The following is a 21,008-nucleotide window of genomic DNA, read 5'->3' as shown; positions in this document are numbered from 1 at the left end:
TGCTTCCCCCATCTATCCCCCGGCGAGCTCCACGAACGGCGTCAACGCCTCCGGGTTCGCCAGCGCGTCGCGGCTGACAGCCCGGTCGGGAGCCACACCGGCCAGAATCCTCTTCACCGGTACTTCACACTTTTTACCGTTCAAAGTCCGGGGAATCTCCGAAACCACGACGAACCGATCGGGTACATGCCTCGGTGACAGCGCGCTACGGAGCTCCTTCTTCAGCCGCGGCTCGACGTCTTCGAGCGAAGCGCCGCCGGCGAGCACCACGAAACAGATCAGCCGACCGTCCTCGTTGCCGGCCGCCGAGGTGTCCACGACCAGGGAATCCGCGATCTCGTCGTAGCCCTCGACGACCCGGTAGAACTCCGCCGTGCCCATCCGGACGCCGCCGCGGTTGAGCGTCGAGTCGCTGCGGCCGTAGATCACCGCCGAGCCGCGGTTCGTGACCCGGATCCAGTCGCCGTGGCGCCACAACCCCGGGTACATCTCGAAGTAGGCCTCACGCAGGCGCGAGCCGTCCGGGTCGTTCCAGAAGAACACCGGCATCGACGGCATCGGCTTCGTGATGACCAGCTCGCCGACCTCTTCGACGACCGCGTTGCCGGCTTCGTCGAACGCGTTGACCGCCGCCCCCAGCGCCGGACAGGACAGCTCCCCCAGCCACACCGGGACGTCGGGCGCCGACGCGACGAACGCCGCGCACAGGTCGGTGCCGCCGGAGACCGAGCAGATCTGGACGCCCTTGCCGACCTCGTTGACGATCCACCGGAAGCCCTCGACGCTCAGCGGCGCGCCGGTCGAGCCGAGCGCGCGCAACGCCGTGAGGTCGTAGCGCTCGGCGGGCTTGATGCCGGCCTTCAGGCAGCTCTGGATGAACGGCGCCGACGTCCCGAAGTACGTGACGCGGTGCTGCTCGGCCAGGTGCCAGAGCGCGTTCAGGTCCGGGTGCCCGGGGCTGCCGTCGTAGAGCACGATCGTCGTGCCGACCAGCAGGCCGGAGATCAGGAAGTTCCACATCATCCAGCCGGTGGTGCTGAACCAGAAGAACCGGTCGCCCGGCCCGAGGTCCGTCTGCAGCGCGAGCGCCTTGAGGTGTTCGAGGGTGATGCCGCCGTGGCCGTGCACGATGCCCTTCGGCAGGCCGGTGGTCCCCGACGAGTAGAGCACCCACAGCGGGTGCGCGAACTCGACCGGCTCGAACAGCAGGGTCGCGCCCGCGTGCTTCGCGAGCAGACCGTCCCAGTCCAGGGCGCCGTCCAGCCGGCCTTCGCCGACGTACTGGACGAGCACGGTCGCGGTCAGCGTCGGCAGCTTCGCCCGCAGATCGGTGACCGTGCCGCGGATGTCGAACTCGCGGCCGTTGTACGCGTAGGCGTTGACGGCGAAGAGCACCTTCGGCTCGATCTGCACGAACCGGTCCGCGATCGCGCGGGCACCGAAGTCCGGTGAGCACGACGACCAGATCGCCCCGATGCTCGCCGTGGCGAGGAACGCGACGAGCGTCTGCGGGCAGTTCGGGGCCAGCGCGACGACGCGGTCGCCCTTGCCGACACCCAGTTCGAGCAGCGCCGCCCGCGCGGCGCCGACCTGCGCACGAAGGTCGCCGTACGTGAGGTGGTCGGCGAAGCCGTCTTCGCGGTGGAAGATCACCGCGAGCTCGTCGTCGCCCTTCGGCGCGCCCGCGACGCCGGGGGTGAGCGCGTGTTCGGCGTAGTTCAGCGTGGCGCCGTCGAACCAGACCGCGTTCGGCATCTCGCCCGAGAGAACCTCGCCGGGCTGGTCGTGCCAGCGCACGCCGAGGAAGTCCGCGACCGCCGTCCAGAACTCCGGGCCACGCTCGACGGAGAACTCCCAGAGCGAGCGGTAGTCGTCCACCTCGACGCCGCGTTCGGCACGCAGCCACTGGCGGAAAGCTTCGATCTTGGTGTCGGCAACGTGGCTCGGCTCAGGTCGCCAGAGCACTTCGGGGGCGTCGGCGGTGTGCGTCACGTCACGAGCGTAATCCCGATCAGCGCAGGTGGGCGTCGAACCAGTTCAGGGTCCGCTGCCACGCCTCGGCGGCCGCACCGGGGTCGGCGTCGAAGCGGTGGTTCGCGCCCGGGTAGTGGACGACGTTGGTGGCGACCTTCGCCGACGCCGCCGCGTCACGCAGCCGCTCGACCTCGGCGCCGCCCGCCTCGTCGCCGGCGTCGCCGTACATGCCGAGCCACGGGCTGGTGAGCTTCCCGGCGATTTCGACCAGTGCGGGCAGTTCGGCGGTCTGCTGCCCGCCGACGCTCACGGCCGCGCCCAGCCGGCGGTGCGAAGCGACGACGAGGGCCGCGGTGCCGCCCAGGTCGAAGCCCATCACGCCGAGCAGGTCGGCCTCGACCCCGCGCTCGACGAGCCAGGCGAGTGTGATGTCCGTCGCGTCGAGCAGGTCCTGCTGCGTCAGCTCCGCGTTTTCGAGGTGCGGGGTGACGGTCAGCCAGCCCTCCAGGGCGAGGCTGGCGAGCAGCAGCTTCACGCCGTCCGTGACGCCGTCCGCCTCGTGCAGGACCACCAAACCGCCGCGTAGCGACCCTTCCGGTTCCGAAAAGGTCAGGGTGAGGGCCCGGCCGTCGGTGCGCTGGTAGTCCACGGTGCTGGTCGACGTCATTGCGTCACTCAATCACTTGGAGGTGAACGGAAGGAACCCAGTCTGGCAGGTCTCCTGGTCACATACCGCCTGAAGGGAGTCGCGGGGCGGCGGCCGGAAAAGATACGGTGACGGGGTTGTCCCGTTCAATCGGAGGAGCGCCGAAGATGTCGTCCGTGTCCCCCCGTGCCGACCTCGAATCGTTGCCGAAGTACATCCCCGGCCGGACGATCGAAGGCGCGATCAAGCTGGCGAGCAACGAGGTGCCGGGCGGCGCCCTGCCGAGCGTCGCGCAGGCGATCGCCGAAGCCGCGGCCGGTATCAACCGTTACCCCGACACCGGCTCGCAGGTGCTGCGCGAGCGGCTGGCGCGCGAGCTGGACGTGCCGGTGGAGCGCGTCGCGATCGGCTGCGGCTCGGTGTCGCTGTGCCAGCAGACGATCCAGGCGGCCTGCGCCCCCGGTGACGAGGTGCTCTTCGGCTGGCGGTCGTTCGAGGCCTACCCGATCGTCACGCAGGTGGCGCACGCGAAGCCCGTGCTCGTCCCGATCACCGAGGGCCAGGAGCTGGACCTCGACGCGATGCTCGCGGCGATCACCGACCGGACGCGCGTGGTCTTCGTCTGCAACCCCAACAACCCGACCGGCACGGCGATCCGCCGCGCGGAGCTCGAGCGGTTCATCGACGCGGTCCCGCAGCGCGTGCTGGTGGTGCTGGACGAGGCGTACAAGGAGTTCGTCACCGACCCAGAGGTGCCCGACGGCGTCGAGTACACGCGGACGCGGTCGAACGTCATGGTGCTGCGCACCTTCTCGAAGGCGTACGGCCTCGCGGGCCTGCGCGTCGGTTACGCCGTCGCGCCGGAGGCGATCGCGGACGCGCTTCGCCAGGTGTACGTCGCCTTCTCGGTGAACATGCTGGCCCAGGTGGCCGCGCTGGCGTCGCTCGACGCCGCCGACGAGCTGCTGGCGCGCTGCCAGGAGATCGTCGCCGAGCGCGGGCGGGTGCGCGACGAGCTGCTCGCGGCCGGCTACCAGGTGCCCGAGACGCAGGCGAACTTCGTCTGGCTGCCGCTCGGTGAGCAGGCCGTGCCGTTCGCCGAGCACGCGCTGGACCGCAAGCTGGTGGTGCGCCCGTTCGCCGGCGACGGCGTGCGCGTGACGATCGGCACCCGCGAGGAGAACGACCTCTTCCTGGCCGCGGCGCGCGACTTCAGTCGCTGAACTGCTTGACGACCAGCTGGACGACGGCGGCGATGCCGATCACGACGATCACGCCGCGCAGCACCGCCGGCGGCAGCTTCCGGCCGATCTTCGCGCCGAGGAAGCCGCCGGCGGTCGAGCCGACGGCCAGCCACAGCACGACGGGCCAGCTGATCGGCGCGACGAAGGCGTAGATGACGCCGGCGACGACGTTCACCACGGCGGCGAGGACGTTCTTGACGCCGTTGAGCTTCTGCAGCGGTTCGGACAGCAGCATCCCCATGACCGCCATGAGCATCACGCCCTGCGCGGCGGTGAAGTACCCGCCGTAGATGCCGATGAGGAAGATGAAGAACATCAGCAGCGGACCGGCTTTGTGCTCGGTCTCGCCGTTCTCTTCGCGGCGCTTCGCGACCCACTTCGAGACGCGCGGCTGCACGATCACGAGGACGACGGCGAGGCCGACGAGCACCGGGACGACGGCTTCGAAGGCGTCCTTCGGCAGCGACAGCAGCAGAATGGTGCCACCGATGGCGCCGAGGAACGACGCGACGGCGAACTTCGCGACCTGCGGCCAGTAGCCGTTCAGCTCGTGGCGGTACCCCCAGGCACCGCTGAGGGTGCCGGGCGCGAGGCCGATGGCGTTGGACGTCGTCGCGGTCACGGGCGAGTAGCCCAGCGCGACGAGAACGGGGAACGTCACGAGCGTCCCCGACCCGACGACGGCGTTGATGGTGCCCGCCCAGATCCCGGCGACCACGACGATCACCGCGTGCCACCACGTCATTTAGCACTCACGTGCGGAGCCTAAGCACGTTGACGTGGGGCCGCGAAGCGGATGGGCCCAGATGTGGCGGGCGAGACAGTCAGTTCGGGGTGAAGACGCAGAATTCGTTCCCTTCCGGGTCGGCGAGCACGTCCCACTCGATGTCGGTGTCCCGGGCGCGGTCAGGGAGTCTCGGCGGACGTACCCCATCGCGCGGCACCACCAGTCGGCCAGGGCTTGGTGGTCGGTCGCGTCGAGGGCGAGGTCCTTGAACCGCGCGGTCATCGCGCTCCTTCCGGTACCTGGGCGGGCACCACTTCCGACGCCACCCGCCAGCCGAGGGCGCCGTAAAGACCGTGCCCGGCCCCCGAAGCCAGCAACGCGCTCGACGGCACGCCGGCCGCCGAGCCCAGGCGGTGCATCACCACTCGGCCGAGCCCGCGGCGCCGGTGGGCGGGCTCGGTGACGATCCGGTCGAACACCGCCACGCCGTCGGCCACCGCGACCCAGCCGCGGGCCGCCGGTTCACCGCCCGCCGTCACCGATACCGACCACAGCGGCTCGTCACCGTTCACCGTCACGTCGTACCCCGCCGGCACCTCGGCGGGCGGGATGCCGCCGTCGAAGGTCATCAAGTACTCCGTCGGCCTCGCCTCCCACTCGGGTGTCAGGCCCGCCAGCACCTCTTCCCGCGCGCCGCACGTCTTCAGCCACGTGCCCGGCTCCGCGACCGTCCGCGCCCGCGGGGCCACCGCCGGCGGCGACCGCAGCAGGTAGCGGACGCGGTGGCCGGGCAGGCCGACGTCGACGCGGAAGCCGTCCGGCTCCGCGACCGCTTCCGGCACCGCCCGCGAGACCACCCAGCCCCGCACCCATGCCCCCAGGATGTCCATGCCCGTGATCATGACAGGCACCCCCGACAGTTTCCGCGAGCTGAGAGGATGGCCGCGTGGACACCGAGCAGGTCTGGAGCGCGACCGTCGACCGGCTGCGGGCGCGGATCGACTCCGGCGACCTGCCGCCGGGCTCCCGGCTGCCCGCCGAGCGCGTCCTGTGCGAGGACCTCGGGATCAGCCGCGGCTCGCTGCGGCAGGCGCTGCGCGTCCTCGACTCCATCGGGTACGTCCGGATCCGCGCCGGCTCCGGCACCTACGTCCGCGAGCAGCAGGAACAGCCCCTGCGGACGTGGTTCACCGAGCACGACCAGCTCGTCGAAAAGCTCTTCGACCTGCGCGCGACCGTCGAGCCGACGCTCGCCGAACGGCTCGCCCGGCAGGCGACCGCGAAAACCGTGAGCCGGCTCGAGGACAACGTCGCCGAGATGGCGCGGGCGGCCGAGGACGGCGACATGCTGCACGTCATCGCCGCCGACGCCGAGTTCCACCGGGTGATCGCGCAGAACGCGGGCAACGACGACGTCGCGGGGCTGCTGCGGTCGGTGCTCGCCCTGGTCGGCGAGGAGCGGCGGGCGGCGCTGCGGCTGCCGGGCCAGATCCGCAAGGCGGTCGACGACCACCGCGCGATCCTCGACGCGATCCGCCGCTCCGACCCGGCCGCGGCCCGCGAGCTGACGCTGAAGCACCTGGTCGACGCCAAGACGTACGCGCACGACTTCGCCGCGGAGGAACGCTGATGGAGAAGGTGCACTTCACCGAGGAAAAGGCCACCATGCTGGCCACGCTCTACGGCCGCGCGCTCGACAGCCGCGAGGCCGACCCGATCCTCGGCGACCACGCGGCCGACGAAGCCGTCCGCCAGATCGACTACGACTTCGCCAAGCTCGGCATCACGCGGGACTCGGCGGTGAGCGTGGTCCTGCGCGCGAAGCCGATCGACGAGCAGGCCGCGGAGTACCTGGCCGGGCACCCGGACGCGATCGTGCTGCACCTGGGCTGCGGCATGGACACGCGCTTCCAGCGCCTCGCCCCGCCGGCGACGGTGCACTGGTACGACGTCGACTACCCCGAGGTGGTCGAGCTGCGCGAGAAGCTCTACGCGGCGGCGCCGAACCACACGAACATCGGCACGTCGGTGACCGATTTCGGGTGGCTGGACCAGGTGCCTTCGGACCGCCCGGCGCTGATCGTCGCCGAGGGCCTAACCATGTACCTGACGCCCGCGGACGGCACCGAGCTGATCCGCCGGCTGGTCGCGAAGTTCCCTTCGGGGGAACTGGTCTGCGACGTGTTCAGCAAGCTGGGCATCAAGGCGCAGAAGCTGAACACCCCGGTCCGGCGCGCGAAAGCGACGTTGCACTGGGGCATCGACGACCCGCACGAGCTGGAGCGCTATGGCTTGACGCTGGTGTCCTCTTTGGACGCCGCGCACTGGTCGACGCCGGCGGTCATGGCCCGGATGCGGCCGGTCACGCGGTTCCAGCTGCGGATGCTGAAGTACTTCCCCCCGATGGCGCGGATGGCGAACATCGTGCGGTACCGCTTCTGACCGGAACTCCGGCCGTACGATCAACGCCGTGCGCAAGATCGCCGTGCGGAACTTCCGGGTCGTGTTGCGCACCAGCCTGGGCTTCGCCGGGCTCGGCATCGGCTCCAGCGTCGCCGGCTCCGGGGTCGTCGCCCTCCTTCTCCTCCTCCAAGGCCTGCCCGGGGACGTCGGCGACCGCGGCTGGGTCCTCGGTCTGACCGCCGCCGCCATCGTGGCCGGGTCGCTGCTCGCCGGGACGCTCTGGACCGCCTGGCTGCAGCGGCGGACCGCCATCTGGTTCGTGCTCGGCCGCCCGCCGTCGGAAAGCGAAGCCCGCCGGGCCCTGCGGCTGCCCGTCGACATGGCCGTCGTCAGCGGGACGCTCTGGCTCATCGGGACCGTCGTGCTCAGCGTGCTCGCCGGGGTGCTCGGCTCAGGGGAAGACGCCGTCGGCATGGCCACCGTCATCGGGCTCGGTGGCCTCACCACCGTCGGGCTCACCTACCTCGCCGCCGAATGGGTCGCGCGGCCGGTGATGACCATCGCCCTCGGCATCCTGCCGCCGCGGGGGTCGCTGCCCGTCACCGTGCTCACCCGGCTGGTCGTCACCTGGGCGCTGGCCAGCGGCGTCCCGTTCGTCGGCGTGTTGCTCGTCGCCACGCCGCCCGACCTCGGCTCCGGCAACCACACCGCGAGCTTGATCATGCTGTCGGTCATCGGCCTCGCGGTCGGTGCCATCGGGACCGCGCTGCTGGCCCGGGCCGTCGCGGCGCCCCTGCACCGGCTGCGCGTGGCCCTCGACCGGATCGCCCGTGGCGACAACGAGGTCGCCGTCGACGTCGACGACTCCAGCGAGATCGGCCTGCTCCAGACGTCGGTCAACCAGCTCGCCGCCGGTCTGCGCGAGCAGGCGCGGATGCGCGACCTCTTCGGCCGGCACGTCGGCGCCGACGTCGCCCGGCACGCCCTCGAATACGGCGCGTCGCTGTCCGGCGACGTCCGCGAGGTGACGGCGTTGTTCGTCGACGTCGTCGACTCGACCGCGCTCGCCTACCGCACCCCGCCCGAGGAGCTGGTGCGGAAGCTGAACCGGCTGTTCGCCGCCGTCGTCTCCGCGGTCAACGCCCGCGGCGGGCTCGTCAACAAGTTCCAGGGCGACGCCGCGCTGTGCATCTTCGGCGCCCCGACCCGGCTCGCGGACGGCCCGACCGCCGCCCTCGCCGCGGCCCGCGCGATCCGGGACGAGGTGTGCGCGGACGGCGAGCTCGACCTCGGCATCGGCGTCTCCAGCGGCCCGGTGTTCGCCGGGCAGCTCGGCGCCAGCAGCCGGCTCGAGTACACCGTGATCGGCGACGCCGTCAACGAGGCCGCGCGGCTGACCGAGCTGGCCAAGGCGGTGCCCTCACGCATCCTCGCCAGCGACGCCGTCGTCTCGGCCGCGTTGCCGAGCGAAGGCGCCCACTGGGAGAAACACGGCGAGTTGGAGCTGCGCGGCCGTCAGGAGGCGACGCCGACCTGGACGGCCGGCCCGAAACCTCAGGACAGCTGACCCAGATCCGGCCAGCGCAGCACCGTCGAACCCCAGGTCAGCCCCGCCCCGAACGCGCTGAGCAGCACGCGGTGCCCGGGCGCGAGGGTGCCGTCGGCGCGGGCGTCGGCCAGGGCGAGCGGGATCGACGCGGCGCTGGTGTTGCCGACGCGGTCGATGTTGGCGACGACGGCGTCGGCCGGCATGCCGAGCTGCTTGGCCGTCGCCTGCAGGATCCGGATGTTCGCCTGGTGGCCGACGAAGCGGTCGACGTCGCCGACCATCCAGCCCGCGCGGTCCAGCACCGTCCGCGACGACTCGGCCATCCGCGCGCAGGCGTGCCGGAACACCGCGGTGCCCTGCATCGCGAGGAAGCGGTCGCTCGGCTGGTCGGACAGCCGCCGCCGCGCGCCGCCGGCCTCAACCCACAGCAGGTCGGCGTGCTCGCCCTCGCTGTGCAGGTCGAACGGGCCGAACGCGCCGGGCTCGTCCGGCTCGCCGGCGCGCAGCAGGACCGCGCCCGCGCCGTCGCCGAAGATCGGGACCGTCGTGCGGTCCCCGGGGTCGATGAGCGTGGTGAAGGTGTCGGCGCCGATCACCAGCACGCGCTCGGCCAGGCCGCCGGCGAGGAAGCCGGCCGCCGTGGCCAGCGCGTAGACGAACCCGCTGCAGACGGCGTTGACGTCGAAGGCCGCGGCCGTGCCGAGCCCGAGCCGGGCGGCGACCTGCGGCGCGCTGGCCGGGCAGGGCTGGTCGGGGGTCGACGTCGCGAGGACGACGATGTCGGCGGAACCCCCGCCGAGCGCCTCACGGCCCGCCCCGACCGCGAGATCCACAGTGGACTCCTCCGGCCCCGCGACGCGGCGCTCCCGGATGCCGGTGCGGGTCCGGATCCACTCGTCCGTGGTGTCGAGCCGGGCGGCGATCTCGTGGTTGTCCAGGACTTTCGTCGGCAGCCACGAGCCGAGGCCGGTCAGCACGGCGGCAGGTGCGGGCACGGGAGAGCCTCCCCACGCCGGCGGGTTGGCGGAGCGTCCGGCTGGTCTTCCACTTCTATGGGCTACCCCCTGGTAGACCGGTGAGTTGTGTTCCAGGTCACGAAAAAAGTTGTTTCACTTTCCCCTCGGACGGAGTAGTGAGCGGGGTCACGGTGGGGTGAGCCGGAAGCGAACTCGCGGCAAATCGTCGTAGGTCCCGGTTAGCCTGCTGGAGTGCAGACACCCGACCTCGACCAGCTGGACATCGCCATCCTCGCCTGCCTCCAGGAGGACGCCCGCACGATCGCCGAGACGATCGGCGCGAAGGTCGGCCTCTCCGCGGCGGCGGTGCAACGGCGGATCAAGCGGCTGCGCGAGGCGGGCGTCATCGAGCGCGAGGTCGCGGTGCTGTCGCCGGAGGCGCTCGGGCTGAGCATGACGTTCGTGGTCATGGTCGAGCTGGAGCGCGAGAACCTCGCGGTCCTGGACGCGTTCCGCCGCCAGGTCCTGGCCGACGACTGCGTCCAGCAGTGCTACTACGTCACCGGCAACGCCGACTTCGTGCTGGTGGTGACGTGCCCGGACATGACCGGCTTCGAGGCGTTCACCCGGCGGATGTTCTTCGACAACCCGAACGTCCGGCACTTCACGACGAGCGTGGCGATGGACCGGGTGAAGGTCGGGCTCACCCTCCCGCTCGGCCTCTGAGCGATACGCTGGAGCGCTGTCCACCTGGGGGTGAGCATGCTCCGGAACCGCCGGATCTTCCTGGCCGTGACCTTGATCGACGCGCTCGGCAGCGGGCTGTGGGTGCCGTTCGCGCTGCTGTTCCTCGTGCACGGGCAGGGCATGGGCCTGCTCGACGCCGGGACGTCGCTGAGCACCGGGGCGCTGCTCGCGCTCGTCACGGGCCCGATGGCCGGGGTGGCGATGGACCGGTTCGGGCCGCGGGCGCTGCTCATCGCGGGCAACCTCGTGCGGCTCGGGGCCTTCTGCGCCTACCCACTGGTCCATACCAGTTGGCCGGTGATCGCGGTGTCGGTGGTCGCCGGCTTCGGCGACCGGTTGTTCTGGACGTGCAACGCGCCGATGGTCGCCCGGTTGACGTCGGGGACCGAGACGGACCGGATGCTGGCGACGCAAACGGTCGGGCGCTTCGCGGGCGCGGGGGTCGGTGCGGCCGCGATGGCGGTGCTGCCGGCGATCACGAGCCAGGCGGCGTTCCACGCGCTGGCGTACGCGAACGCGGCGAGCTTCGCGGTGGCGGCGGGCCTGATCGCGCTGCTGCCGGCACTTTCACGTGAAAGTGCCGACCAGGGGGCGGAGCTTTCACGTGAAAGCTCCGCCGGGAGCTGGCGGGCCGTGCTGGCCAACCGGCCCTTCACCGGGTTCTGCGTCACCCACACGGCTTTCACGCTCGCCAGCGCGAGCAAGTTCGCCGTCCTCCCGATCGTCGTGCGGGATCTGCTGCACGGTCCACAGTGGATCGCCGGGACCGCCATCACCCTCGGCACCGTGGTCGTCGTGACCGCGCAGCGCCCGATCGTCTCGCTGCTCGCCGGGCGCAGCCGGACCGCCGGGCTCCTCGGCGCCGCCGGGCTCTTCGCGGTTTCCTTCGCCCTGCTGATCCCGTTGGAAATCGTCCCCCTGCCCGTGGCCGCCGCGCTGATCATGGTGACGAGCCTCGGCTTCTCCGTCGCCGAAGCGATGTTCGGCCCCACCGGTACCGCGGCGGCCGCCGCGGCCGCTCCGGCCGGCGCCGAAGGCCGGGCCAGCTCGATCTTCCAGCTCTCGTGGGGTCTGCCCGTCGCGCTCGCGCCCGGGCTGCTGGCCGCCCTGCTCAGCGTCGGCAACGCGCTGACCTGGACCGTTCTGGCCCTGACCAGCACCGCAGCCGTCCCGGCCCTGCTCGCGCTGCGGAAGAAGCTGCCCGAGGCGTTGCGCGAACCGTCACCGGCAGTCGCCGGGTGAACGCAAGGGGTATGTGCCGGACGTTACACCACAATGGACGGATGCAACCGATCAAGTGAACGTGAGAGTTTCTTCGTCATGACCGTCGTGCCTGGTCATCTCCTCCTCGAACAGTTCGCGCCGCGCGAACCGCCACCGGAGTCCAGGAGGGGCCATGCAGACCGACGCCGTTCACCAGAGCCAGTTCGTGGTGCTGAACGAAAGCACCACGCCCGTCCTGTCCCGCCTCTCCTACCACGCCGAAGAGCCGTTCGCGGTCACCGTCGCGTTCCGGACCGAGCGCGGCCGGTGGATCGAGTGGACCTTCGCGCGTGACCTCCTGGTCGACGGCATCGACGAGCCGGCCGGCCTCGGGGACGTCCGGATCCGCCCGGACCTCTCCGAGGACGAAGACTTCCTGACCCTGGAAATCGAGTCACCGGACGGCTATGCGTCGTTCGAGCTCGAAGTCGAGGACGTCCGCACGTTCCTCGACGCCTCCTACGAACTGGTGCCGCTCGGCGAGGAGAGCGCGCACTTCGACGTCGACGGGCTGATCGAGGAGATCAGCAACGTCTGACCCCGAACCTCCCAATCCCGCGGCGAGGACGAAGGGCGGGTTTCGAGTGCGCTGGAGGCACTCGAAACCCGCCCTTTCGCTGTTTCAGCCGGGGATCAGCTGGTCTTCAGGGTGGTGCCGGTGCCCGACAGCGCGCCGGCGATCGGGTAGAAGTACGTCACGCTGGTGTTGCCGCCGGACAGGACGCCCTGCGCCGAGTTGCCGCTGATGAAGCCGCCGCCGGAGTCACCGGCCGCCGAGCGGACGTTGGTCGCGGTCATGCCGTTGACCGTGCCCTCGGAGTAGCGGACGCTCTGGTTCTTCGCGCCGATCGTGCCGCAGGTCCAGCCGGTGGTGGAGCCGGCCTTGCAGACCGACGAGCCGGTCGCCGCGTTCGACTGCCCGCGCACCGCGGTGCCGTTGTTCATCTGCGCGACCGGGGTCCAGTTGCTGTTGGTCCGAACCGCCGCGTAGTCGACACCCGGGAAGCGGTAGGTGATCCAGCTGCCCAGCGACGCGCCGTTCGAGCCGGTCAGCGCGCCGCCGCCGGTGAGCGCACCGCAGTGGCCCGCCGTGACGAAGCCGGTCGTGGTCGCGAAACCGACCGAGCAGCGCGACGAACCGCCGATGTAGTAGGCGTCCCCACCGCGGATGTTGGCGTGCAGCGTGGGCTTCGAGGTCGCGTCGAGGATCGTCACCGACGACTTGTCCACACCGGACTTCGTCAGGAACGCGTCGGCGGCGGCGCGCTGGCCCTGCAGCACCGAAAGCGTGACGCGGTTGGTGGTGGAGTCCACGCCCCAGCCGGTGATCGCGTACGGCGCGGAGGCGTCGAGGGCCTTGAACCTGTCCACAGTGGAGTCGAGCTGGCGGGCGCTGAACTTCACGACCTCCGCCTCGGCCCCGGACGACTGGATCTTCGCGACCGACGCGGCGTCCGTCGTCTGGATGTGCGCCTTGCCCGTGGCGGCGTTGTAGGTGGCGCCGCCGAACGCGTCACCGAGCGTCGCGCTGACGGCCTCGGTGACCTTGTTCGCGACGTCTTCGCTCTTCAGCCGCGTCAGCACCTGGTCGTGGGTCAGGCCCAGGTCGCGCTGCATGGCGGGCACGATGTCCGGGTTCAGCAGGTCCTGGCCCGACGCGGGGACGGCGACCGCGACGAGCGCACCCGTCATCGTCACCGCGGCGGCAGCGGCACCGAAGAGTCTGGCGATCTTCATGCTTCTCCCTAGGTGGTTACGCGCGGCTCTGCACCGGCCACGCAGTGGTACTCCCCCGGGTGAGCGTCCCCGCAGTGGGCGTTACGGTGCAATCCGGGCGCCCGGCGAATGGGTATACGCATTCACCCCGGACGAATCCCCTGCTCCAAGCGGTCTCGACCATGGTCTGTCACCCGGTCGGACAGGTCCTTAAGTAGGGTTTCCGGACACTACTTTCGGTAGCCGCCTCGCCACCCTGAACGTGTTAAGCACCGCCGGATCGTGCGAAACGCCGACGTTTCGCACGCGCGGTGACGCCGGGCCAGCGGATCCCGCGGCAAACCGGTGACAGCGAGTAGGCGGACGTGTGACGGCGGTACCGACCACCTATTCGGTAAATGGTTTACGGAGCGTCGAGCGCTGCTTAGGCTCCGCGCACACCCCGGTAGGTCGAGGAGGGCGCGTCATGTGGCTCACGGCTCCCCGCCCCACCTCGGTGAGCGTCCGGTCGGGACCCGCCCGGCTGACCGGGCGCGACACCGAGCTCGACACGATCGTCGATGTGCTCAAGCGGCGCCCGGCCGCCGTGCTCATCGAGGGCGAGCCGGGCATGGGCCGCACCCGGCTGCTCGCGGAGATCGGGCGCCGCAAGGAGTTCGACGGCGGCCGCGTGCTCACCGGCGCCTGCCAGCCGCTGCGGGAACCCTTTCCCTACGGGCCCGTCCTGGAAGCGCTTCGCGAGGTCGGCGACGCGCAACTCGGCCCGCTCAGCCCGGTCGCCGGCGTGCTGCGGCCGTTACTGCCGGAGCTCGCGGAAGCGCTTCCCCCGCGGCCTGAACCACTCGCCGACCCCGTTGCCGAACGCCACCGCGTCTTCCGGGCGGTGCGGGAAGTCCTGCAGGCCTGCGGGCCCACACTCGTGCTGATCGACGACCTCCAGTGGGCCGACGAAGACACCCGTGACCTCATGCGGTTCCTCGCCGGCTCGATGCCGCCGGAGCTGGCGGTGGTGGCCACCTACCGGTCGGCGACCGACGTGCGGCCCGGCCCGCTCGGCGCGCCCTTCCGGACCGACCCGGCCGTGCACTCCGCGCGGGTCGCGCTCGGCGCGCTCGACGTCGCGGCCGTGCGCGAGCTCGCGGTCGAAATCCTCGAACTGCCCCGCGTCACCGACGAGTTCGCGGCGAAGCTGCACGAGTGCACCGCCGGGATCCCGTTCGTGACCGAGGAAACCCTGCGGGCCCTGCGCGAGGCGGCCGAGCGGCTGCCGGTCGGCGAAGTGCTGTCCGACCGGATGCTGGAGAACCTCGAAGTGCCGGTGCTGCTGCGGGAAGCCGTCACCGAACGGCTGGCCGCGCTGCCCGGGCCGGCCGTGCTGCTGGCGGGCGCGGCCGCGGTGCTCGGCGTCGGCGCCGAAGCCGCCGTGCTCGGCGAACTCGCCGGCCTGGCCGACGACGCTCTCCGCACGGCGTTGCTCGCCGCGTTGTCCGGCGGCGTGCTCGGCGAAGTCGGCGACAGCAAGTACGGCTTCCGGCACCCGTTGGCGCGCAAGGCGGTCTACGACACCGTGAGCGGGCCCGAACGCGCGTTGCTGCACGCGCAGGCGATCCGCGTGCTCGCCGCGCAACCGTCCCCGCCACTCACGCTGCTGGCCCGCCACTCCCGCGCGGCCGGCCGCGTCGACCAGTGGCGCCACTACGCCGAAGCCGCCGCGGACGAGGCCGTCACCCGCGGCGAGACGTCCCGCGCGATCGACCTCCTGCAGTCGGTGCTCGCCGAACCCGGCCCGGCGGAGTCCGACGTCGGGCGCGTCGCCGGCAAGCTGAGCCAGGTCGCGCTGCGGGGCTTCCGCCCCGACGTGATCGGCACGCTGCAGCGCGTCCTCGAAGAGGTGACGCTGCCGCCGTCGGTGCGCGGCTCGATCCGGCTGAGCCTCGGCATGCTGCAGGTCCGGACCATCGGCGGCCTCGGCCGCGGGCGCCTCGAGGTCGAGCGCGCGGTCGGCGAGCTGACCGACCGGCCCGACCTCGCCGCGCGCGGGATCACGCTGCTCGCCCAGCCGATCGACGGGCTGACGCCGTTGTCGTGGCACGAATCCTGGCGCGCCCGCGCGGGCGAGGTGTACGACCGGCTCGACGACCCCGAGCTGCGGCTGGCGTTGACCGCCGACCGCATCGCGGCGGCGTCGCATGTCGGCGACGGCTCGGCGTGGGCGGAGTTCGAGGCGCTCCCGGACACCGTCGGCACGGTCGCCGAGCGCGTCCAGCTGGCCCGGCTGTGGTGCAACCTCGCCGACGGCCAGTCGTGGGCGGGCCACCTCGACCGCGCCGAACGGCTGGTGACCGAGGGCGTCCGGCGGGCGACCGACGCGGGCGCGTTGTACGCGATCGGCCTGATCCAGGGCACCCGCGTCCGGCTGGACTGGGTGCGCGGGCGCTGGTCCGGCCTCGCCGAAGCGGCCGAGCAGCTGCGGGACAGCTATCCGGAACTCGGCCCGATCGTCATGGAGTCGTCGCTGGTGCTCGGTGGCCTCGCGGCCGTGCGCGGGGAGTTCGCTGCCGCCCAACGGCACCTGACGGCGGCGAGCGTGCACGCGCCGGACCGCGGGCCGATCCCGGTGGTGCTGTCGGCCGCCGGGGTGCTGATCTCGGTGCTGCTGGCGACCGACGACGTCGACGGCGCGTGCGCGGTGGCCGACACGGCGGTGGCCGCGGCCGGGCGCAAGGGCGTCTGGATCTGGGCGGCGGCGCTGGTCCCGGCGGCGGCGCAGGCGTACGCGCGGGCCGGGCGCTGGCCCGAGGCCGACAGCGTGGTCGAGGCGTTCGCCCGGGGCATCGAAGACCGGGACGCGCCGGTCGCCGCGGCCGCGTTGGTGGCCGGCCGGGCGGTGTTGCTGGAGGCACGCGGCAAGCACCTGGCCGCGGCGACGCTGTTCGACGAGGCCGCGTCGGGGTACGCGGCGCTGCCGATGCCGTACCCGGCGACGGCCATGCGGGAACGGGCGGCGATGTGCCGGCTCGCCGCGGGCAACCGGGACGCCGTCGAAGAGCTGACCGCGGCGGCCGAGGCGTACGAGCACCTGGGCGCGACCCGGGACGCCGGACGCTGCCGCCACCAGTTGCGGGAGCACGGCGCGTGGGCGCCTTCACAACGCGGGCGACGCGGGTACGGCAGCGAGTTGTCGCCGCGAGAACGCGAAGTCGCGCGGATGCTGGCGGAGGGCCGGACGAACCGCGAGATCGCGGACGGGCTGTTCCTCTCGCCGCGCACAGTGGAACAGCACGTCGCGAAGGTGCTGCGGAAGCTGGGCGCGCGGTCGAGAACGGACGTGGCGAGAAAGCTGCCCGGCGAGGTGACGACGGCACCGGCTGGCTAGCCGGGCCGGGTCGTCCTACTTTGGGCGCGTGACAGAAGAGGCACTTCCCGCCTGGCGCCGGCGGACCTCCGGGGAGACGCGCTGGCCCGCGATGGGCGTCGTCGTCGCCACCCTCGTGCTGCAGGTCGTCCTGCCCGACGACATGGCGCTGCAGCCGCGGTGGCTGCTGCCCGCCGTCTCGGGGCTGCTCGTCGTCGCGCTGCTGCTGGTCAACCCGGGCCGGATGTCGCAGTTCAGCGCCGTCGAACGGGTCATCTCGCTGCTGCTCGTCGCCGCCGTGACCGCGGTGAACGCCGGGTCCGCGGTCACGCTCGTCTACCGCATCGCGGCCGGCACGATCGGCGACCACGCCGGGGCCGTGCTGGTCACCGGCGGGATCGTCTACTGGACGAACATCGTCGCCTTCTCCCTCTGGTACTGGGAGTTCGACCGCGGCGGCCCGGGCCGGCGGGCTGCGGGCCGGGCGGAGTTCCCCGACCTGCAGTTCCCGCAGATGGCCGACCCGGACCTGGCGCACCAGGACTGGGAACCGTCCTATTTGGACTACCTCTACTTCTCGTTCACCAACGCGGCCGCCTTCAGCCCCACCGACGTCATGCCGCTGCGGATCTGGGCGAAGCTGACGATGATGCTGCAAGCCGTCATTTCACTCATCCTCGCGGTGATGGTGGTCGCCTGGGCGATCAACAACCTGAAATGAGTCAGTGGCGCGAAATGGTGAAGCTCTGGCCGTCCGAGCCGATCGCGCCCGGGATCCAGGTGTTCGTGCCGCGGTCGTCGGCGTTCAGCGCGGACGGGTTGGTCGAGGCCAGGTTCGTGCCGTTGAACTTGACGCCGGTGAACTTGATGCCGCCGGAAATGGTCGGGTAGGAGTCGGTCGGCGACTCGATGATGGCCTCCGCCGACGCGTGCTTCGACGTCAGCGACTTCGTGGTCGTCTTGGTCCAGCCCTTGGTCGTGTCGGACAGGTCCAGCCGGTAGGTGTTGGTGGCCGTGCGGGTCACGGTCGCGGTGATGTGGTCGCCCGCGCCGACCGACACGTTGTAGTAGACCGGCGCGGCCGGGTACATCTCGTACCAGGCGGAATACACCGGACGGCCGCTCGAGCAGTCCGTCTCGACGCCGGTCTGCTCCACTGTGGACGATCCGTCGCCGTCGATGCCGACCCAGGGCGCGAACAGGTCGTTGCTCGACCGGCAGGTCACGGTCGGCTCGGTCCAGCTCGCCGTCGCCGTCGTGAAGCTGCCGAAGCTGACGTAACCGCCCCAGTTACCACCGGAGAACTGGTGGCCGTGGAAGTGCGAGCCGTACTCGACAGCCGCGTGCGCGGTACCCGAGACGGCGAGACCGGCGGCAGCCGCGGCGACGGCCGTGAGGACGCGGGCAGCACGCGACGAAAGGATTCTGGACATGCGGGGACTCCGTTCACCGAGGGGGACCGGGAAAACCGTTCCCCAAGTGTTGGAGCAACGCGAAAAAGAAGGTAGCTACTTTCGCATGGTCTTGCCATTGTCCGAAAAGACCCGTAAAGGCCTCCGCGGGGGAAAGAGGCCTTTACGGGTCCATTTCGCTCACCAACCGCCCGGTCAGGTGAGCGGGGCTGCTAGCCCTGCTTCGCGGCCGCGTCGACGAACTCGGTCGTGTACGTCTTCGACAGGTCGATCGAATCCTTCTTCGGCTGCACGTTCTTCGAGAAGCTGGAAAGGACTTCGAGGACGTTCTTCGCGCCGTCGGCGTCCATCTTGCCGTCGCCGTTGAACATCCCGATGCTGTCCTTGACCGACTTGACGTACAGCGCCTTGTCGCCACCGCTGTAGGACGGCGGCATCTTCGCAGCGATCTCCTCCGGGCTGTGCTGGCCGATCCACTTCAGCGTGGCCACGAAGGCGTTGGCCAGTTTCTGCACGGCGTCCTTGTTGCGGTCCACGAAGTCGCAGCTCATGTACAGCGACGACGCCGGGTAAAGCCCGCCCAGCGCGGCCTTCGTGCCCTCGGGCGTGCGCAGGTCGTAGAGCACCTTCGCCTTGCCCGTGTTGGTCAGCTGCGCGATCGTCGGGTCGGTCGTCATGCCGCCGTCGATGCCGCCGTTGTCCAGGCTGGCGATGAACGTCTGCCCGGCGCCGACCTTCACCGGCGTGTACTGGTCGGCCCCGACGCCCGCCTTGGCCGCCAGCGCCTTCGTCAGGAAGTCCGTGGACGACCCGAGCGACGTGACGCCCAGCTTCTTGCCCTTGAAGTCGGCCGAGCTCTTGATCGCGTCGGCGTGCGCGGTGCCGACGACCTCGGCCTCGCCCGGGATGTTGGCCAGCTGGACCACGCTCTTGATGCACTGGTCCTTGGCCTGCAGGTCGATCGTGTGGTCGTAGAACCCGACCACACCCTGCACCTGCCCGGCGACGAGCGCGGTCTCGGCGTTGGCACCCGACTGCTCGCTCTGCAGCTCGACGTCGATGCCCTGCGCGGCGAAGTTGCCGAGCTGCTGGGTGAGCATGGCGGGCAGGTAGATGACCTTCTCCAGGCCACCGACCATGATCGTGACCTTCGGCTTGCCCCCCTCGCCCGTCGCGGCGGTGCGGGAGTCCTGGCAGGCGGTGGTCAGCGCCGCCACCACGGTCAGCGCGGTGAGCGCGCCGGCGATTCGGCGAATCCTCATCGATTCGGTCCTTTCAGATGACGGTCTGGGTGGAGGTGGACATCGAGGGCCGCCACCGCAGCAGCCGGTTCTCGAGGTTTCCGATGCCCCACTCGGCCACGAGGGCCACGACGGTGATGATGATCATGGCGGCGTAGATGCCCGCCGAGTCGAACGTGCCCTGCGCGTTCGAGATGAGGAAGCCGATGCCCGCCTTGGACCCGGCGTACTCGCCGACGACCGCACCGATCAGCGCGAAGCCGAACGCGGTGTGCAGCGAAGACAAGATCCACGACGTCGCGCTCGGCAGCACGATCGCCTTGATCACCTGCATCCGGCCGGCGCCGAGGATCCGCGCGTTGTCGATCAGGTTGCGGTCCACCTCGCGGGCGCCGGTGAAGGCGTTGAAGAACACCACGAAGAACACCAGCACGACGACGGTGGCGACCTTCGACGCCAGCCCGAGGCCGAACCAGATGACGAACAGCGAGGCGAGCACGATGCGCGGGACCGCGTTGGCGGCCTTGATGAACGGCGCGAGCACGTCGGCCAGGTACTGGCTGCGGCCGAGGATCACGCCGAAGATGACACCGGCGACCGCGCCGATGGCGAAGCCGACCAAGGCTTCCTCGACGGTGACCCACAGCTGGTACCAGAGCGAGCCGAAGTCGGTCCCGGCGGTGATCCACTCGACCAGCCGCTCCCAGATGCGGGACGGCTTCGAGTAGAAGAACGGGTCGATCCAGTAGGTCGCCGTCAGCTCCCAGCTGCCGAGCCAGGCGACCACCAGGGCCAGCCGCAGCAGCCACGTGTTGCGCCGGCGCCGGGACGTCGCCCGCTTGGCCTTGGTCAGGATGTCCTGCTCGGTTTCCAGCACCGGCAGGGAAGCGGCCGGGGCCGCGGGGGTCTCAAGCGACATTGCTCGCTCCCTTCTCGCGGGCCTTGTCGACCTCGCTGCGCAGCGATTCCCAGATGTCCGCGTAGAGCTTGCGGAACTCCTCGGTCAGCCGGAGGTCCTCGACCTTCCGCGGCCGCTCCAGGGGAATCTCGAAGACGTCCTTCACGGTGGCCGGCGACGTGGTCAGCACGACGACCTTGTCCGCCAAGGCGATCGCCTCGTCGAGGTCGTGCGTCACGAAGATGACCGCCGCCCCCGAACCGGACCACAGGCGCAGCAGCTCGTCCTGCATCAGCGCCCGCGTCTGGACGTCCAGCGCCGAGAACGGCTCGTCCATCAGCATGATCTTCGGCTTGGTGACCAGGGTCTGGGCCAGCGCGACGCGCTTGCGCATGCCGCCGGAGAGCTGGTGCGGGTAGTACTTCTCGAACCCGGCGAGCCCGACGCGGGCGATCCAGTCGACGGCCTGCGCGCGGGCCTCGGACTTCGACGCACCGCGGAAGCGCGGGCCGGACGCGACGTTGTCGAGCACCGACCGCCACGGCATCACCGCGTCGGTCTGGAACATGTAGCCGACACCGTCCGGAATGGACTTCACGTCCTCGCCGTTCACCCGCACCCGGCCGGCGGACGGCGGCTGCAGGCCGGAGACCAGCGAGAGCGTCGTCGACTTGCCGCACCCCGTGGGGCCGACGACGGCGACGAACTCGCCGGGCTGCACGGTCATGGTCAGATCGCGGACGGCCGTGTGCACGGAACCGGACCCGCTCGGGAACCGTTTGGTGGCTCCGGTGAGTTCGATCAGTGGGGGGACCATGGGGAGGTGACTCCTTCGTCACGTGGTGGGGGTCACGCGTTGGGAGAGGACGTTAAGTAG

The 21,008-nt window shown here is 70.9% G+C and carries 19 protein-coding genes; 9 read left to right on the top strand and 10 right to left on the bottom strand.

Features of this window, described 5'->3' with window-relative positions; translation table 11 throughout:
- Nucleotides 1-12 precede the first annotated feature (12 nt).
- Complete coding sequence (locus BLV96_RS23215) at nucleotides 13-1,992, bottom strand: acetoacetate--CoA ligase (RefSeq protein WP_086675604.1); 1,980 nt, start codon at nucleotides 1,990-1,992, stop codon at nucleotides 13-15.
- Nucleotides 1,993-2,011: 19 nt separating this feature from the next.
- Nucleotides 2,012-2,641 (bottom strand): dienelactone hydrolase family protein, encoded by a 630-nt coding sequence (locus BLV96_RS23210; RefSeq protein WP_086675605.1) that lies wholly within the window; start codon nucleotides 2,639-2,641, stop codon nucleotides 2,012-2,014.
- 146 nt (nucleotides 2,642-2,787) lie between these two features.
- Here BLV96_RS23210 and hisC point away from each other — a divergent pair, with 146 nt between their 5' ends.
- A complete protein-coding gene (gene hisC, locus BLV96_RS23205; protein WP_086675606.1) occupies nucleotides 2,788-3,843 on the top strand; it encodes a histidinol-phosphate transaminase in 1,056 nt (351 codons plus the stop codon).
- On the opposite strand, the gene BLV96_RS23200 is transcribed toward hisC, so the two are convergent.
- Together BLV96_RS23200 and BLV96_RS23190 are read right to left on the bottom strand one after the other, a co-directional pair.
- On the bottom strand, nucleotides 3,833-4,609 hold the full coding sequence (locus BLV96_RS23200; protein WP_086675607.1) for a sulfite exporter TauE/SafE family protein: 777 nt from the start codon (nucleotides 4,607-4,609) through the stop codon (nucleotides 3,833-3,835). The two genes, hisC and BLV96_RS23200, sit on opposite strands and share 11 nt — an antisense overlap.
- Nucleotides 4,610-4,869: 260 nt before the next feature.
- Nucleotides 4,870-5,493: a GNAT family N-acetyltransferase gene (locus BLV96_RS23190; protein WP_086675608.1), complete on the bottom strand. Its 624-nt coding sequence runs from the start codon at nucleotides 5,491-5,493 to the stop codon at nucleotides 4,870-4,872.
- A 44-nt stretch (nucleotides 5,494-5,537) separates the two neighbouring features.
- On the opposite strand from BLV96_RS23190, the gene BLV96_RS23185 reads away from it, so the two are divergent.
- The 3 genes from BLV96_RS23185 to BLV96_RS23175 are packed head-to-tail and all read left to right on the top strand — an operon-like array spanning nucleotide 5,538 to nucleotide 8,561.
- The gene (locus BLV96_RS23185; RefSeq protein ID WP_086675609.1) at nucleotides 5,538-6,221 is read left to right on the top strand and encodes a FadR/GntR family transcriptional regulator; all 684 of its coding nucleotides are present in this window, start codon (nucleotides 5,538-5,540) and stop codon (nucleotides 6,219-6,221) included.
- Nucleotides 6,221-7,033: a class I SAM-dependent methyltransferase gene (locus BLV96_RS23180; RefSeq protein WP_086675610.1), complete on the top strand. Its 813-nt coding sequence runs from the start codon at nucleotides 6,221-6,223 to the stop codon at nucleotides 7,031-7,033. The genes BLV96_RS23185 and BLV96_RS23180 overlap by 1 nt, the downstream gene beginning before the upstream one ends.
- 28 nt (nucleotides 7,034-7,061) lie before the next feature.
- Nucleotides 7,062-8,561, top strand: a complete 1,500-nt coding sequence (locus BLV96_RS23175) for an adenylate/guanylate cyclase domain-containing protein (protein ID WP_086675611.1) — start codon at nucleotides 7,062-7,064, stop codon at nucleotides 8,559-8,561.
- On the opposite strand, the gene BLV96_RS23170 is transcribed toward BLV96_RS23175, so the two are convergent.
- Complete coding sequence (locus BLV96_RS23170) at nucleotides 8,549-9,538, bottom strand: beta-ketoacyl-ACP synthase III (protein ID WP_086675612.1); 990 nt, start codon at nucleotides 9,536-9,538, stop codon at nucleotides 8,549-8,551. The two genes, BLV96_RS23175 and BLV96_RS23170, sit on opposite strands and share 13 nt — an antisense overlap.
- 213 nt (nucleotides 9,539-9,751) lie before the next feature.
- Between BLV96_RS23170 and BLV96_RS23165 the strand changes: the two genes are divergently transcribed.
- The 3 genes from BLV96_RS23165 to BLV96_RS23155 all read left to right on the top strand — a co-directional run bounded on the left by BLV96_RS23165 (nucleotide 9,752) and on the right by BLV96_RS23155 (nucleotide 12,047).
- Entirely contained in the window at nucleotides 9,752-10,225 is a 474-nt protein-coding gene (locus BLV96_RS23165; protein ID WP_086675613.1) for an Lrp/AsnC family transcriptional regulator, read from the top strand.
- A gap of 36 nt (nucleotides 10,226-10,261) precedes the next feature.
- A complete protein-coding gene (locus BLV96_RS23160) occupies nucleotides 10,262-11,488 on the top strand; it encodes an MFS transporter (RefSeq protein WP_086675630.1) in 1,227 nt (408 codons plus the stop codon).
- A gap of 154 nt (nucleotides 11,489-11,642) precedes the next feature.
- Nucleotides 11,643-12,047, top strand: coding sequence for an SsgA family sporulation/cell division regulator (locus BLV96_RS23155; RefSeq protein WP_086675614.1), 405 nt, complete (start codon nucleotides 11,643-11,645; stop codon nucleotides 12,045-12,047).
- A 95-nt stretch (nucleotides 12,048-12,142) separates the two neighbouring features.
- On the opposite strand, the gene BLV96_RS23150 is transcribed toward BLV96_RS23155, so the two are convergent.
- On the bottom strand, nucleotides 12,143-13,246 hold the full coding sequence (locus BLV96_RS23150) for a S1 family peptidase (protein ID WP_086675615.1): 1,104 nt from the start codon (nucleotides 13,244-13,246) through the stop codon (nucleotides 12,143-12,145).
- Nucleotides 13,247-13,691: 445 nt separating this feature from the next.
- On the opposite strand from BLV96_RS23150, the gene BLV96_RS23145 reads away from it, so the two are divergent.
- Both BLV96_RS23145 and BLV96_RS23140 read left to right on the top strand, forming a co-directional pair.
- Nucleotides 13,692-16,601 (top strand): ATP-binding protein, encoded by a 2,910-nt coding sequence (locus tag BLV96_RS23145; protein WP_086675616.1) that lies wholly within the window; start codon nucleotides 13,692-13,694, stop codon nucleotides 16,599-16,601.
- 91 nt (nucleotides 16,602-16,692) lie between these two features.
- The gene (locus BLV96_RS23140; RefSeq protein ID WP_086675617.1) at nucleotides 16,693-17,301 is read left to right on the top strand and encodes a DUF1345 domain-containing protein; all 609 of its coding nucleotides are present in this window, start codon (nucleotides 16,693-16,695) and stop codon (nucleotides 17,299-17,301) included.
- A gap of 1 nt (nucleotide 17,302) precedes the next feature.
- Here the strand turns inward: BLV96_RS23140 and BLV96_RS23135 are convergent, their stop codons facing one another.
- The 4 genes from BLV96_RS23135 to BLV96_RS23120 all read right to left on the bottom strand — a co-directional run bounded on the left by BLV96_RS23135 (nucleotide 17,303) and on the right by BLV96_RS23120 (nucleotide 20,948).
- Nucleotides 17,303-18,013, bottom strand: a complete 711-nt coding sequence (locus BLV96_RS23135; RefSeq protein ID WP_086675618.1) for a G1 family glutamic endopeptidase — start codon at nucleotides 18,011-18,013, stop codon at nucleotides 17,303-17,305.
- A 191-nt stretch (nucleotides 18,014-18,204) separates the two neighbouring features.
- The gene (locus BLV96_RS23130) at nucleotides 18,205-19,254 is read right to left on the bottom strand and encodes an ABC transporter substrate-binding protein (RefSeq protein ID WP_086675619.1); all 1,050 of its coding nucleotides are present in this window, start codon (nucleotides 19,252-19,254) and stop codon (nucleotides 18,205-18,207) included.
- A 13-nt stretch (nucleotides 19,255-19,267) separates the two neighbouring features.
- Complete coding sequence (locus BLV96_RS23125) at nucleotides 19,268-20,152, bottom strand: ABC transporter permease (protein WP_086675620.1); 885 nt, start codon at nucleotides 20,150-20,152, stop codon at nucleotides 19,268-19,270.
- Nucleotides 20,142-20,948 carry an ABC transporter ATP-binding protein gene (locus BLV96_RS23120; protein WP_086675621.1) on the bottom strand — a complete coding sequence of 269 codons (807 nt, stop codon included), beginning with the start codon at nucleotides 20,946-20,948 and terminating at the stop codon, nucleotides 20,142-20,144. The genes BLV96_RS23125 and BLV96_RS23120 overlap by 11 nt, the downstream gene beginning before the upstream one ends.
- Nucleotides 20,949-21,008: the final 60 nt, after the last annotated feature.

Origin of the sequence: Amycolatopsis pretoriensis, from assembly GCF_900107925.1 — a bacterium.
Taxonomy (GTDB): Bacteria; Actinomycetota; Actinomycetes; order Mycobacteriales; family Pseudonocardiaceae; genus Amycolatopsis; species Amycolatopsis pretoriensis.
Note: the sequence above shows the minus strand (reverse complement) of the source record. Positions and strands in the feature narration are given on the sequence as shown.

What these genes read in the sequence shown, in the direction of transcription:
- BLV96_RS23155 (WP_086675614.1), top strand. Translation starts at nt 11,643, where the DNA reads ATGCAGACCGACGCCGTTCACCAGAGCCAGTTCGTGGTGCTGAACGAA.
- BLV96_RS23180 (WP_086675610.1), top strand. Translation starts at nt 6,221, where the DNA reads ATGGAGAAGGTGCACTTCACCGAGGAAAAGGCCACCATGCTGGCCACG.
- BLV96_RS23200 (WP_086675607.1), bottom strand. Translation starts at nt 4,609, where the DNA reads ATGACGTGGTGGCACGCGGTGATCGTCGTGGTCGCCGGGATCTGGGCG.
- hisC (WP_086675606.1), top strand. Translation starts at nt 2,788, where the DNA reads ATGTCGTCCGTGTCCCCCCGTGCCGACCTCGAATCGTTGCCGAAGTAC.
- BLV96_RS23130 (WP_086675619.1), bottom strand. Translation starts at nt 19,254, where the DNA reads ATGAGGATTCGCCGAATCGCCGGCGCGCTCACCGCGCTGACCGTGGTG.
- BLV96_RS23145 (WP_086675616.1), top strand. Translation starts at nt 13,692, where the DNA reads ATGTGGCTCACGGCTCCCCGCCCCACCTCGGTGAGCGTCCGGTCGGGA.
- BLV96_RS23190 (WP_086675608.1), bottom strand. Translation starts at nt 5,493, where the DNA reads ATGATCACGGGCATGGACATCCTGGGGGCATGGGTGCGGGGCTGGGTG.
- BLV96_RS23140 (WP_086675617.1), top strand. Translation starts at nt 16,693, where the DNA reads ATGGGCGTCGTCGTCGCCACCCTCGTGCTGCAGGTCGTCCTGCCCGAC.
- BLV96_RS23210 (WP_086675605.1), bottom strand. Translation starts at nt 2,641, where the DNA reads ATGACGTCGACCAGCACCGTGGACTACCAGCGCACCGACGGCCGGGCC.
- BLV96_RS23125 (WP_086675620.1), bottom strand. Translation starts at nt 20,152, where the DNA reads ATGTCGCTTGAGACCCCCGCGGCCCCGGCCGCTTCCCTGCCGGTGCTG.
- BLV96_RS23150 (WP_086675615.1), bottom strand. Translation starts at nt 13,246, where the DNA reads ATGAAGATCGCCAGACTCTTCGGTGCCGCTGCCGCCGCGGTGACGATG.
- BLV96_RS23160 (WP_086675630.1), top strand. Translation starts at nt 10,262, where the DNA reads ATGCTCCGGAACCGCCGGATCTTCCTGGCCGTGACCTTGATCGACGCG.
- BLV96_RS23135 (WP_086675618.1), bottom strand. Translation starts at nt 18,013, where the DNA reads ATGTCCAGAATCCTTTCGTCGCGTGCTGCCCGCGTCCTCACGGCCGTC.
- BLV96_RS23120 (WP_086675621.1), bottom strand. Translation starts at nt 20,948, where the DNA reads ATGGTCCCCCCACTGATCGAACTCACCGGAGCCACCAAACGGTTCCCG.